This is a genomic window from Brachybacterium sp. ACRRE (genome assembly GCF_022346485.1).
GTDB lineage: Bacteria > Actinomycetota > Actinomycetes > Actinomycetales > Dermabacteraceae > Brachybacterium > Brachybacterium halotolerans.
Map to the genome: position 1 here is coordinate 36560 of NZ_JAKRMO010000028.1, position 11996 is coordinate 48555.

At 71.9% G+C, this 11996-nt stretch carries 12 protein-coding genes; 4 read left to right on the forward strand and 8 right to left on the reverse strand.

What is annotated here, in order from left to right; genetic code table 11:
- Window positions 1-13: 13 nt before the first annotated feature.
- Window positions 14-1369, forward strand: a complete 1356-nt coding sequence (locus tag MHY49_RS09900) for a UDP-glucose/GDP-mannose dehydrogenase family protein (RefSeq protein WP_370646090.1) — start codon at window positions 14-16, stop codon at window positions 1367-1369.
- A 43-nt stretch (window positions 1370-1412) separates the two neighbouring features.
- Here the strand turns inward: MHY49_RS09900 and MHY49_RS09905 are convergent, their stop codons facing one another.
- The 5 genes from MHY49_RS09905 to MHY49_RS09925 all read right to left on the reverse strand — a co-directional run bounded on the left by MHY49_RS09905 (window position 1413) and on the right by MHY49_RS09925 (window position 5240).
- Window positions 1413-2747 (reverse strand): arginine deiminase, encoded by a 1335-nt coding sequence (locus MHY49_RS09905; RefSeq protein WP_239203827.1) that lies wholly within the window; start codon window positions 2745-2747, stop codon window positions 1413-1415.
- 210 nt (window positions 2748-2957) lie between these two features.
- On the reverse strand, window positions 2958-3728 hold the full coding sequence (locus tag MHY49_RS09910; protein WP_239203828.1) for an ABC transporter permease: 771 nt from the start codon (window positions 3726-3728) through the stop codon (window positions 2958-2960).
- Window positions 3725-4543 (reverse strand): ABC transporter ATP-binding protein, encoded by an 819-nt coding sequence (locus MHY49_RS09915; protein WP_239203829.1) that lies wholly within the window; start codon window positions 4541-4543, stop codon window positions 3725-3727. The genes MHY49_RS09910 and MHY49_RS09915 overlap by 4 nt, the downstream gene beginning before the upstream one ends.
- On the reverse strand, window positions 4543-4908 hold the full coding sequence (locus tag MHY49_RS09920; protein ID WP_239203830.1) for a DUF1048 domain-containing protein: 366 nt from the start codon (window positions 4906-4908) through the stop codon (window positions 4543-4545). The genes MHY49_RS09915 and MHY49_RS09920 overlap by 1 nt, the downstream gene beginning before the upstream one ends.
- Entirely contained in the window at window positions 4905-5240 is a 336-nt protein-coding gene (locus tag MHY49_RS09925) for a PadR family transcriptional regulator (protein WP_370646091.1), read from the reverse strand. The genes MHY49_RS09920 and MHY49_RS09925 overlap by 4 nt, the downstream gene beginning before the upstream one ends.
- A 191-nt stretch (window positions 5241-5431) precedes the next feature.
- On the opposite strand from MHY49_RS09925, the gene MHY49_RS09930 reads away from it, so the two are divergent.
- Complete coding sequence (locus MHY49_RS09930) at window positions 5432-6496, forward strand: adenosine deaminase (RefSeq protein ID WP_239203831.1); 1065 nt, start codon at window positions 5432-5434, stop codon at window positions 6494-6496.
- 56 nt (window positions 6497-6552) lie between these two features.
- Here MHY49_RS09930 and MHY49_RS09935 read toward each other — a convergent pair whose 3' ends face one another.
- The gene (locus MHY49_RS09935; RefSeq protein ID WP_239203832.1) at window positions 6553-7149 is read right to left on the reverse strand and encodes a TetR/AcrR family transcriptional regulator; all 597 of its coding nucleotides are present in this window, start codon (window positions 7147-7149) and stop codon (window positions 6553-6555) included.
- A 57-nt stretch (window positions 7150-7206) separates the two neighbouring features.
- Here MHY49_RS09935 and MHY49_RS09940 point away from each other — a divergent pair, with 57 nt between their 5' ends.
- Together MHY49_RS09940 and MHY49_RS09945 are read left to right on the forward strand one after the other, a co-directional pair.
- Window positions 7207-8259, forward strand: a complete 1053-nt coding sequence (locus MHY49_RS09940; protein WP_239203833.1) for a hypothetical protein — start codon at window positions 7207-7209, stop codon at window positions 8257-8259.
- A 203-nt stretch (window positions 8260-8462) separates the two neighbouring features.
- Entirely contained in the window at window positions 8463-9176 is a 714-nt protein-coding gene (locus tag MHY49_RS09945) for a pentapeptide repeat-containing protein (RefSeq protein WP_239203834.1), read from the forward strand.
- 65 nt (window positions 9177-9241) lie between these two features.
- Here the strand turns inward: MHY49_RS09945 and MHY49_RS09950 are convergent, their stop codons facing one another.
- The gene (locus MHY49_RS09950; RefSeq protein WP_239203835.1) at window positions 9242-10357 is read right to left on the reverse strand and encodes an aspartate-semialdehyde dehydrogenase; all 1116 of its coding nucleotides are present in this window, start codon (window positions 10355-10357) and stop codon (window positions 9242-9244) included.
- Window positions 10354-11718 (reverse strand): aspartate kinase, encoded by a 1365-nt coding sequence (locus tag MHY49_RS09955; RefSeq protein WP_228359444.1) that lies wholly within the window; start codon window positions 11716-11718, stop codon window positions 10354-10356. Before MHY49_RS09955 ends, MHY49_RS09950 begins: the two co-directional genes overlap by 4 nt.
- Between the last annotated feature and the right edge of the window lie 278 nt (window positions 11719-11996).

Genomic DNA, 11996 nt, shown 5'->3' on the forward strand with positions numbered 1-11996 from the left:
AGGCCCCTGACCTGTGAACACTCCCGGATCGCTCCCGCCCCTCACGGTCTCCGTGATCGGATGCGGCTACCTCGGCGCCGTCCACGCGGCCGCCATGGCCGAGCTGGGGCATCGCGTGATCGGGCTCGACGTGGATGCGCAGCGGGTCGCCGCTCTGAGCGCGGCGCGTCCGCCGTTCCACGAGCCGGGCTTCGCCGAGCTGCTCGCACGCACCGTGGCCTCCGGCCGTCTCACCTTCACCACGGACTACGCCGATCTCGCCGGGGCCGACGTCCACTTCCTGGCGCTGGGCACGCCGCAGCGGGCCGACGGTCTGGGCGCGGACCTCGGCATGATCGAGTCGGCGCTGGACTCCCTGGTCCCGCTGCTCGCGGCGCGCGGCGGGGCGCGGACGCTCATCGCCGGGAAGTCCACCGTGCCCGTGGGCACCGCCCGCCGCCTGCACGCGCGCGTGGCCGGCATCGCCGGGGCCACGGTGGTGTGGAACCCGGAGTTCCTGCGCGAGGGCTTCGCGGTCTCCGACACCCTGCGCCCCGACCGGCTCGTCTACGGGCTCGCCGATCCCGCGGGCGCCGAGGCCGAGCACGAAATCGCCCTGCTGGACCGCGTGTACGCGCCGATGCTGGCCACGAGCATCCCGCGGAAGGTGTACTCGCTCGAATCGGCCGAGCTCGTGAAGGTCTCGGCGAACTCGTTCCTGGCCACGAAGATCTCCTTCATCAACGCGATCTCCGAACTGTGCGACATCACCGGGGCGGACGTCGCCGACGTCGCCGAGGCGATCGGCATGGACGACCGGATCGGACGGAAGTTCCTGCGCGCCGGCGTGGGCTTCGGCGGCGGCTGCCTGCCCAAGGACCTGCGCGGCCTCATCTCCCGCGCCGGGGAGCTCGGCGCCGTCGACTCCTTCGCCTTCCTGCGCGACATCGACGCGATCAACACCGGACGGCGGGAGTACATGCTGCGCCGGGCCCGCGCCGCCCTCGGCGACAGCCTCGAGGGCCGACGGGTCGCGGTGCTCGGCGCCGCCTTCAAGCCCGACACGGACGACGTGCGCGACTCCCCCGCCCTGGATATCGCGGTGCGCCTGGTGGGCGAGGGGGCGGACGTGTCCATCACCGATCCGGCCGCGCTCGCGAACGTGCGCGCCCGCTTCCCCTCGCTGCACGCGATCGAGGACGTCGAGGAGGCCCTCGCGGGAGCCGAGCTCGTGCTGCTGCTCACCGAATGGCCCCTCTACCGGCACCTCGATCCCGCGCGGGTCGGCACGCTCGTCGCCGCGCGGCGCCTCATCGACGGCCGCAACGTGCTGGATCTCGCGGCGTGGCGACGGGCCGGCTGGGACGCGTCGGGGCTCGGTCGGCGCTGAGCCTCACCGGTCGACGCCGCGCCTCACCGGCCGACGCCGCGCCTCACCACTGCACGGGATCGCGCACGATCGGGCAGGTCATGCAGTGCCCTCCGCCGCGGCCCCGGCCCAGCTCGGCGCCGCGGATCGTCAGCACCTCGACGCCGGCGTCGCGCAGGGCGGCGTTGGTCTGGGTGTTGCGGTCGTAGGTGATGACGACGCCGGGCTCGAGGGCGACGGCGTTGTTGCCGCTGTCCCACTGCTGGCGCTCGGAGGCGTAGAGATCGCCCGCGGTCGCGACCGTGCGCAGCTCCTTCAGGCCCATGGCCTCGGCGACCACGTCCACGAAGCGGCGCTCGCCCTCGTCGCGCACCTCCATGCCCAGGGGGTTGTCGGCCGGGCGGATGGTGAAGGCGTGGATGCCGTCGACGATCGCCGGGTGGATCGTCGCGAGGTCGCGGTCGGCGAAGGTGAACACGGTGTCCAGGTGCATGGCGGCCCGCAGCCGCGGCATCCCCGCGACGACGATCCTCTCCACGGCGCCTGCCGCGAAGAGCTCGGCGGCGAGCTGGGTGATGGCCTGCCGGGAGCTGCGCTCGCTCATGCCGATCAGCAGCGTCCCGTTGCCCACGGGCATCACGTCGCCGCCCTCGAGGGTCGCCTGCCCCCAGTCCCGCTCCGCGTCGCCCCACCACACGCGCGAGCCGGAGAGCTCGGGATGGAAGCGGTAGAGGGCCTGCATGAGCAGGGTCTCGTCCTTGCGGGCCGGCCAGTACAGCGGGTTCAGGGTGAGGCCGTCGCCGATCCAGCAGGTGGTGTCGCGCGTGAACAGGGTGTTGGGCAGCGGCGGCAGCAGGTACTCGGGGGTGCCCACGGACTCGCGGGCCAGGTTCGCGTAGGCGGTGCGCAGGTCGGCGGGCAGCTCCGTCGTGGCCATGCCGCCGATGAGGACGCGCGCGAGCTCGGGGCCGTCGAGCGCGTCGAGGCTGCTGCGGGTCGCGTCCACGAGCCCCAGGCCCACGCGGTTGGCGATCACCTTGCGGTCCAGCAGCCAGGTGCGGGCCTCGGGCATGTCCATGGCCTCGCCGAGCAGGTCGTGCAGCTCGAGCACCTCGACGCCGCGCGAGGTCATGGTCTCCACGAAGTCGGCGTGGTCGCGCTGGGCGGCCTCGACCCACATGACGTCGTCGAACAGCAGCTCGTCGCTCGTGGACGGGGTGAGTCGCTCGTGGGCGAGCCCGGGCCGGCACACGAGCACCTTCCGCAGTCGTCCCACCTCGGAATGGACGCCGGAGGGTGTGGGCGCCTCTTCAGGCGCAGCGATCCTGCCGGCTGGCGCGGCACCGTCGCCGGCGGAGTCGGCGAGGGCGCTCTCGGGGTCGACGGGCAGTGCGGGCATGGGACCTCCCCGGGTCGGTGGCGCCGTCCGGCGGCGGGCGGCGCAGCGCCGTCATCCGTCGGGCGCTCCTGGCATGATCGCGCATCGAGCACGCCACGGGGAGGTCTTCACCGAACTCTCCCGCCCGCGCGCTCACCCTCGCGGGCCGCACGAGCAAACCGATGAGCCCACCCCGCGGCCACCCGCGCCGCGGGTCGGGTCCCGAACGCGTCAGCCGACGCGGCGTCGGTAGACGGCCGTCGCGACAGCAGAGGCGGCGACCAGGATTCCCCCGCACCACGCGAGCGCTGTCGCGATGCTCCCGTCCACCGGAGCGCCTGCGAGCAGGGCGCGCGTCGCCTCGACGATCGCCGTCACCGGCTGGTTCTCGGCGAACCAGCGCACGGGCCCGGGCATCGACGCGGTCGGCACGAACGCCGAGCTGAGGAAGGGCAGGAAGATCAGGGGGTAGGAGAAGGCGCTCGCGCCGTCCACGGACCGGGCCGTCAGTCCGGGGATCACGGCGATCCAGGTGAGGGCGAGGGCGAAGAGCCCGATGATGCCCGCGGCCGCGAGCCAGGCGAGGGGCCCCGCCGTCGACCGGAACCCCATGATCAGCGCGACGCCGAGGACGACGAGGAGCGAGGCGAGGATGGCCACGAGCGAGGTGAGCACGTGTGCCCAGAGGACGCTCGACCGCGCGATGGGCATGGAGCGGAATCTCTCGACCGCGCCGCTCTTCACATCATTGAAGAGTCGGAACGCCGTGTACGCGACGCCGGAGGCGACAGTGATCAGCAGGATGCCCGGGAGGAGGTAGTCCACGTAGGCGACTCCTCTCGGCAGGGAGGTGCCGATCGCGCCGCCGAACACGTAGACGAACATCAGCATCATCGCGATCGGCATCAGCGCCGTGGTGACGATGGTGTCGGGACTGCGCAGGACGTGCCGCAGCGATCGCCCCGTCAGCACTGCCGTATCGGCGAGTCCGTGTGTGGTCATGCGCTCTCCTCCGTGCTCTCCGGGTCCGTTCTCTCCGGGCCCGTTCTCTCCGGGCCGACGAGGGAGAGGAACACGTCCTCGAGCGTCGGCTGCTTCTCGACCTGCTCGACCACCGGCGACGGCACGAGCCGCCGCAGCTCCTCGAGGGAGCCCTCGACGAGGATGCGCCCCGCGTGCAGGATCGCCGCACGGTCGGCCAGTCGCTCCGCCTCCTCGAGGTACTGCGTGGTCAGCAGCACTGCGGTTCCACGGTCGGCGAGGGCCCTCACGGAATCCCAGACCTCGATCCGTGCCCGCGGGTCCAGACCCGTCGTCGGCTCGTCGAGAAGCACCACCGCCGGGTCCCCGATCAGACTCATGGCGAGGTCGAGCCGCCTGCGCATGCCGCCCGAGTAGTCGGCGACTCGACGCCCGCCCGCATCGGCGAGCGAGAACCGCTCGAGCATGTCGTCCGCCACGGCCCGCGGGCGGGGCGCGCGGCGCAGCCGAGCGATGAGGACGAGGTTCTCCCGTCCGGTGAGGATCTCGTCCACCGCGGCGAACTGACCGGTCAGACTGATGGACCGGCGCACCCGCTCGGGATGCCGCATGGGATCGGCACCGTCGATGAGGCAGGACCCGGCGTCGGCCGGAAGCAGCGTGGCCAGGATCCGCACGAGGGTCGTCTTGCCGGCCCCGTTCTCGCCGAGCAGGGCGAAGACGCTCCCCCTGGCGACGTCGAGGTCCACACCGCGCAGGACGCGATGACCCCTGTAGGACTTCTCCAGGCCCCTCACGCGGATCGCGGGGGAACGCTCGGCCGGCGCGGCCGTCATCACCGCTCGCCCGACTCGGCCCGCTCGGCGCGCTCCACGGCTTCGACGAGCCTCTTCTTCTCGGTGTTGATCCATCCGGCGCCGCCGTAGTTCGCGGCGAAGGTCTCCGCGAAGTCCACGGGGTCCGCACCGACGATGTCCCGGATGGCCGTCCCGTCGGCGGCCGCGCGCTCGAAGAGGTCCGCGAGGTCCTCGTAGGCGTCCAGCCAGATGTCGCCGGCGGTGGCGCCGAAGTACAGCAGGTAGCGCTCGAGGGCCTCGATCGCCGTGCGGTACGGGGGAGGCATCTCCTTCACGCGCGCCCTGTATGCGCGCCATCGGCGCTTGTCCCCGAAGTCTCCCGTGACCTTCTCGATGAGATTCATGCGTTCCCGTCTCCTTCATGCAGTTCGTTCAATCGCTCCGCGAGGAAGCCCCACGTCCTCCAGAACTCCTCGAGGTGCTCGCGACCCTGCGGGTTGAGCGTGTAGACCTTGCGCGGAGGGCCCTTCTCCGAGGGCCTCTTCTCGACGTCCACGAGACCGCGCTGCTCGACCCTGACCAACAGGGCGTACACGGTGCCCTCCGCCAGCTCGTCGAAGCCCCGCTCGCGCAGCCGTGCGGTGATCTGGTACCCGTACGCGGGCTCTGCGGCGATGATCGCAAGGACGATGCCCTCGAGCACGCCCTTGAGCATCTCGGTCTGCTGCTTGCCCACTGCACCCCTTCCGTCGCTACTCTGTAACACCGACTACCGGTAGATAGTAATACCGAGTAGCACTTGCGGCAACCTCTGCGCCCGCGGCTGTGCGCCGGTCGTCGGAGCGGCCGGGGATACTGGACTTCAGACCGCACACCGGGCGTCCTGCGCCCTGCGGTCCGACGACCGCCACGACCCAGGAAGAAGCGATGACCGCCTCCGATCTCGACCTCCGCGCCCTGCCGAAGGCGGTCCTGCACGACCACCTCGACGGCGGCGTGCGCCCGCAGACCGTCCTCGACCTCTCCCGCGAGCTGGGCATCGAGCCGCCCGCGCCGACCGCCGAGGGCATCGCCGACTGGTTCGCCGAGGCCGCCGACTCGGGTTCCCTCTCCCGCTACCTCGAGACCTTCTCGCGCGTGCTCGAGCTGATGCAGACCCCGGAGTCCCTGCGCCGCGTGGCCCGCGAGTTCGTGGAGGACATGGCGGCCGACGGCGTCGCCTACGCCGAGACCCGCTGGGCCCCGGAGCAGCACCTCGAGGGCGGGCTGAGCATGGAGGAGGCCGTCGACGCGGTGCAGGCGGGCCTGGACGAGGGCACCGCGCAGGTCGAGGCGTCGGGCGGGCGGATCCTCGTCGGCCAGATCCTCTGCCAGATGCGCCAGAACGCCCCGCGCGAGGAGATCGTGGACCTCGCGATCGCGCGCCGGGGCCGCGGAGTCGTCGGCATCGACCTCGCCGGTCCCGAGGACGGCTTCCCCGCCTCCCGCTTCCGCCCACAGCTCGAGCGGGCCCGCGCCGCCGGCGTCCACGTGACGATCCACGCCGGGGAGGCGGCGGGCGTCGACTCGATCGCCGGCGCCCTGGACTGCGGCGCGGAGCGCCTGGGCCACGGGGTGCGCCTCATCGACGACATCGACTCGGGCGAGCTCGGCCCGACGGCCCGCCGAGTCCGCGACCACGGCGTGGTGCTCGAGGTCTGCCCGAGCTCGAACCTGCAGACCGGCGCATTCCCGACCATCGCCTCCCACCCGGTCGACGCGCTGCGTCGAGCCGGGATGAAGGTCGCCGTCAGCTCCGACAACCGCCTCATGAGCAGGACCTGGACAAGTCGGGAGCTCGGACGGATCGTGGACGCCTTCTCCTGGGGGCTCGACGAGCTCGAGCAGACGACGCTCATCGGCCTGGACAACGGCTTCGCCCCTGAGGAGCAGCGCCGTGCGCTGCGCGAGGAGGTCGTGCTGCCTGCCTTCCGGGCGGCGCGGCGCGTGTGAGGTCGGCACCCCTTCCGTGAGGTCGGCGCGCCGTCCCGTCGACCCGCAGGGTCGGCTCAGCGCACCACGCCGTCCATCCGGAAGGCCTGCGTGACATGGAGGTCGGCGAGGCGCAGCGCGGTCGCCGCGTCGATGCCTCCGGGCTCCGTGAGCAGCTGGAGGCTCAGCCCGTCGAGCAGCGCCACGGTCGCGATCCCGAAGAGCTCCGGATCGGCCTCCGGAAGGGCCTGGCCACGCTCCTGTGCGACGCGGACGGCATCGGCGCCGAGTGCGCGGAGCCTGGCCATGATCGCCTGCTGCCTCTCCGCCAGCGCCGGGTCGACCAATGCCCGCGCGGCGAAAGCGAGGTAGACCCGGGTCTCCCGGATGCGCGTCCCGTCCAGCGGCAGGAACTCGCGCAGCACAGCGCGCACCACCTCGCCGACAGGGCCCTCACGAGGGATCGCGTCCGCGCGGGCGAGCGCGCTGTCGATGACGTGCTCGAAGGCGAGGCGCAGCATCTCCTCCTTGCTGCGCGCGTAGTACTGGACGGACCCGATCGACACTCCTGCGCCGGCGGCGACCTCACGGATGGTGACGCGCTCGAGCCCTTGCCCGGCGATGATGTCGAGGAGGGAATCCAGGACCCGCTCCCGCACGCTGTTCTCGGCCATCGCCCCAGGATACACGGGACCTATACATCCGTATAATACGGTTGTATTATGCGCGTCATGGCCCCACAGACCGGGGTGACGCCCACGGAGACGCCGCTCCTCCCGCCGCAGAGTTTCCGTCCTCTCCACCTGCTCCGCCGCCGCAGCGTCCAGATCACCGCAGCGGCCTGGCTGGCGGCCAACCTCGCGCTGCTCGCCCTCGCCGGCGGACACCTTCCCTTCCGCGCGTCCTCGCTCGCGATGCCGCCGGCCCTCGACAAGGTGCTGCTCACCGACGCGATGTTCGTGGAGGTGTTCGTGCAGATGGCGATCGTGCACCTGCTGACACGGCGCCGACGGGTCCCGGACATCTCGGCTCGCGCGCCCGAGCGCGCCACGTCACGCCGCGAGGTGACGCTCATGCTGGGGTACGGGCTGGCGGCGATGCTGGGCGGCTTCACGCTGAGCCGGCTGATGGGATGGCACGCCTTCGGATTCCATCTGGACGGCATGGTGATCAGCACCGGGCAGCCCGTCGTGCCCGCCGAAGCCGTCTGCTGGGCGCTCTACAACGTCATCGCCTACGCACTGATCCCCTACCTCGTGTTCCGGCGCCGGTACACCACCGCGCAGCTGAGCCTGCGTTCGTCCGATCGCCGGGCTGACATCGTTCTCGTCCTGGTGGTGCTCCTGGTCGAATCCGCCGTGCAGCTGCTGTCCTCCGACGCGGCGATCCTGGGGCTCGGGGCCCGACAGCTCCTGCTCGGCGTCCCGCTCACCTTCGCGCTGTCCTTCGCCGGGACGGTGCTGCCCACGATGGTCTTCATCTACTGCATCCTCGCCCCGAGGTATCTGCGGCTGACCGGTTCGATCCCCGCGACGGTCGTCCTGGGCGGCGTGACCTATGCGCTCATGCACTTCTTCGACGGCTGGACGACGTTCGCCTCGCCCGTGGACGCGGCCATGTCCCTGCTGTACCTGCTGCTGTTCTACACGGGGCCGGGCATGTTCAAGACGTTCATCACCCTGCGGACAGCGAACGCCTGGACGCACGTCTGGGCCTACCACGCGATCGCGCCGCACGTCCTCATCGATACCCCGATGTTCGTGAGGATCTTCGGGCTGCGCTGAGGGGTGGCACCCGCTCCAGCGCCCTGCGGAGCACCTTGGTCCCGGGCCCGGGACCCGGGATGTCCGCAGGAGGGTGGAGGATGGCGTTCGTCGTCGCACCCCCGCGCGGGTCCGCCCTGCCGTCCGACGCCGCACACGGCCGGGAGCCGCTGGCCCTGATCACGACCGCTCAGCGTCCCCGCCTTCACCTGAAGGAGACTCCGATGACTCCCCGCAGCACCCGGCCCGCCCGATCCTCTGGTCGGACGCACTCGGCCGGTCGGTCCGACGCCGTCGCCGCGCCCCGCATCGATCCGCTCGTGCTGCGGGACCTCGAGGACTCCCCCGCCGACGCCCTCGACTCCTACGCGTCCCTCGAGGGACGGCGGTTCGATGGGGGCGACGTCTCCGGCCGTGACCTGCACGGGCTCGCGCTCGACGAGTGCGAGCTGGTCGATGTCATGGCGCACGAGACCGACCTGCAGGATGCCCGTCTCACCGAGGTGCGCATCGAGCGCTTGAACGCCCCCGCGCTGAAGGCGGGCCGGGCCACCCTGCACGGCGCCGAGATCACGGCCTCGCGGATCGGTGCGCTCGAGCTGTTCGACGCCGACCTCGACTCGGTCGTCCTCACGGGCTGCAAGCTGGACTGGTTGAACCTGCGCGGTGCGCACCTGGTCGACGTGGTGCTGCGCGACTGCACGCTCACGGAGCTCGACCTCGGCGAGGCCGACGCGACGCGCGTGTGCTTCGAGAACTGCCGCGCCGAGACGGTGACCTTCACCGGCGCGCGCCTCGCGGACGTGGACCTGCGCGGACTGGAGACGAGCGCGCTCGCGGGCATCGGCGGCATGCGCGGCGCCGTCGTCTCCGTCGCGCAGGCGACCGCCTGGGCGGAGGACTTCGCCGCCCACCTGGGGATCCGCGTCAGCGGGTGACGGCTGACGAGCCGACGGCCGGCCGAATCGGCCATGTCCGTCGGGCCCGTCGGAAATGCGGCCGATCAGGCCTGGCCGGAGCGCTCCGCGGCGACGAGCTCGGCGATCTGGATGGCGTTCAGCGCCGCGCCCTTGCGCAGGTTGTCCGAGACGGCGAAGAGCACGAGGCCCTTGCCATCCGGCACGGACTGGTCCTGGCGGATGCGGCCCACGAAGGTGCCGTCCTTGCCGGCCGCCTCGAGCGGCGTGGGGACGTCCTCGAGGGTCACGCCGGGCGCGTCCGCGAGAGCCTCGCGGGCCTGCTCGGGGGTGATCCCCTCGTCGAACTCCGCGTGGATCGCGACGCTGTGGCCGGTGAACACGGGCACGCGCACGCAGGTCCCGGCGACGGGCAGGTCGGGGAGGTTCAGGATGCGGCGCGACTCGTTGCGCAGCTTCTGCTCCTCGTCGGTCTCGCCCGAGCCGTCCTCGACGAGGTTCCCGGCGTAGGCGAGCGCGTTGAAGGCGATCGGCTTCACGTAGGTCTCGGGCGCGGGCAGCTCGACCGCCGAGCCGTCCAGGGCGAGCTCCTCGAGGTGATCGGCGGCGGCGCGGACCTGCGCGGCGAGCTCCTTCACGCCCGCGACGCCGGAGCCCGAGACCGCCTGGTAGGTGGCGACCTTGAGGCGCGCGAGGCCGGCCACGGAGTGCAGAGCCTTCAGCGCCGGCATCGCGGCCATCGTGGTGCAGTTCGGGTTCGCGATGATGCCGCGGGGACGATCGGCGATCGCCTCGGGGTTCACCTCGGAGACGACCAGCGGGACCTCGGGGTCCTTGCGCCACGCGGAGGAGTTGTCGACCACGACCGCGCCGGCCGCGGCGAACCGCGGCGCGAGAGCCTTCGAGGTCGAGCCTCCGGCGGAGAAGATCGCGATGTGCACGGGCGTGGCCTCGAGGTCCGCGGTCTCCGCGTCCTCGACGACCAGGTCGAGCCCGGCGTAGCGCACGGTGCTGCCGGCGCTGCGGGCGGAGGCGAAGGCGCGCACGGCGGAGTGCGGCAGGGCGCGCTCGGCGAGGAGGGCGAGCATCACGCGGCCCACCTGGCCGGTGGCGCCGACGACGCCGATCACGGGCCCGTCGGCCGCATAGCCGGGCGTGCCGGTGAAGTCGACGGCGGTGCGGGTGGTGTCGGTGCTGGTCATCGTCCGGTCCCTCCGTAGACCACGGCCTCCGTCTGCTCGGCGTCCAGGCCGAAGGCGGTGTGGATCACGCGCACGGCGTCGTCGAGCCGCGAGATGTCGGTGACCACGGAGATGCGGATCTCCGAGGTCGAGATCATGTCGATGTTGATGCCGGCCTCACCGAGCGAGCGGAACAGCGTGGCCGAGACCCCCGGGGAGGACTTCATGCCGGCGCCCACCACGGAGACCTTGCCGATCTGGTTGTTGTAGCGGACCTCGGAGAAGCCGATCGTCTCCCGCGCCCGCTCGATCGCGGCGAGGGCCACGTCGGAGTCGGCCTCCGGGAGCGTCAGGGAGATCGCGACCGTGTCGTCGGTCGTCGAGGAGTTCTGCACGATCATGTCGATGTTCGCGCCGGAGGAGGCGACGACGTCGAACAGCAGCGCGGCCTTGCCGGGCTGGTCGGGCACCTCGACGACGGTGATCTTGCCCTCGCTGCGGTCATGGGCGACGCCGGAGATGATCGGCGCCTCGAGGCCGGGATCGGTGGTGTCCACGGACAGCTCCTTGCTGGGGTCGGCCGCATCCAGGTGCGGCACATCGGCGATGCGGACGGTGACGCCGGGGTCCACGGGGACCATGCGCTCGGCGTCGTCGGAGACGATCGTGCCCAGGCGTCCGGAGAACGAGCTGCGCACGTGGAGGGGGACGCCGTAGCGGCGGGCGTACTCGACGCTGCGTCCCATGAGGATCTTCGCGCCGTTGGCCGCGAGGTCCAGCATCTCCTCGCAGGAGATCACGGGGACCCGGCGGGCGCTGGGAACGATGCGGGGGTCGGCGGTGAAGACGCCGTCGACGTCGGAGTAGATCTCGCAGATGTCGGCGTCGAGCGCCGCGGCGAGCGCGACGGCGGTGGTGTCGGAGCCGCCGCGACCCAGGGTGGTGATGTCCTTCGTGCCCTGCGAGACGCCCTGGAAGCCCGCGACGATCGCGACGTTCCCGGCGTCCAGCGCGCTGCGGATGCGGCCCGGCGTGACCTTCTGGATGAGGGCCTTGCCGTGCACCTCGTCGGTGATCACGCCCGCCTGCGAACCGGTGTAGGCGCGGGCGGCGACGCCGCTGTTGTTCAGCGCCATCGAGAGGACGGCCATCGAGATCCGCTCGCCGGCGGTCAGCAGCATGTCGAGCTCGCGCGGCGGCGGGTTCGGCGTGACCTGCTCGGCGAGGTCGATGAGCTCATCGGTGGTGTCGCCCATCGCGGAGACCACGACGACCACCTCGTGGCCGGCCTTCGCGTACTGGGCGATGCGGGAGGCCACCCGGATCACCGAGGCGGCGTCGGCGACGGAGGAACCGCCGAACTTCTGCACGACGAGGCTCATCGGGTGCGGGCTCCTTCATCTCGGTCACGGGGTCGGTCGGCGTCGGGATCGTCGACCAGTGGTGGCCGACGGGCTGTCCGATCCCGCTGAACAGTCGGGGCGCACGTGTTCCACCAGGTCAGCGCGGGTGCGCGAGTGCGCGCTGCCGTCGGTCCGGGAGCGCGCGACCGACGGTGGGCACGGAACGCGGGCCCGCGGCGCGCGGACCCGTCGTCGATTCTACGATCCGACGGGCGACGAGGCACGGGGCCGCCCGGGGAGCGGACTGTGGGGAGGGG

Coding starts and splice junctions, on each gene's coding strand:
- MHY49_RS09940 (WP_239203833.1), top strand. CDS start 7,207: ATGGCCCCACAGACCGGGGTGACGCCCACGGAGACGCCGCTCCTCCCG.
- MHY49_RS09935 (WP_239203832.1), bottom strand. CDS start 7,149: ATGGCCGAGAACAGCGTGCGGGAGCGGGTCCTGGATTCCCTCCTCGAC.
- MHY49_RS09920 (WP_239203830.1), bottom strand. CDS start 4,908: ATGAATCTCATCGAGAAGGTCACGGGAGACTTCGGGGACAAGCGCCGA.
- MHY49_RS09930 (WP_239203831.1), top strand. CDS start 5,432: ATGACCGCCTCCGATCTCGACCTCCGCGCCCTGCCGAAGGCGGTCCTG.
- MHY49_RS09915 (WP_239203829.1), bottom strand. CDS start 4,543: ATGACGGCCGCGCCGGCCGAGCGTTCCCCCGCGATCCGCGTGAGGGGC.
- MHY49_RS09945 (WP_239203834.1), top strand. CDS start 8,463: ATGACTCCCCGCAGCACCCGGCCCGCCCGATCCTCTGGTCGGACGCAC.
- MHY49_RS09950 (WP_239203835.1), bottom strand. CDS start 10,357: ATGACCAGCACCGACACCACCCGCACCGCCGTCGACTTCACCGGCACG.
- MHY49_RS09955 (WP_228359444.1), bottom strand. CDS start 11,718: ATGAGCCTCGTCGTGCAGAAGTTCGGCGGTTCCTCCGTCGCCGACGCC.
- MHY49_RS09910 (WP_239203828.1), bottom strand. CDS start 3,728: ATGACCACACACGGACTCGCCGATACGGCAGTGCTGACGGGGCGATCG.
- MHY49_RS09905 (WP_239203827.1), bottom strand. CDS start 2,747: ATGCCCGCACTGCCCGTCGACCCCGAGAGCGCCCTCGCCGACTCCGCC.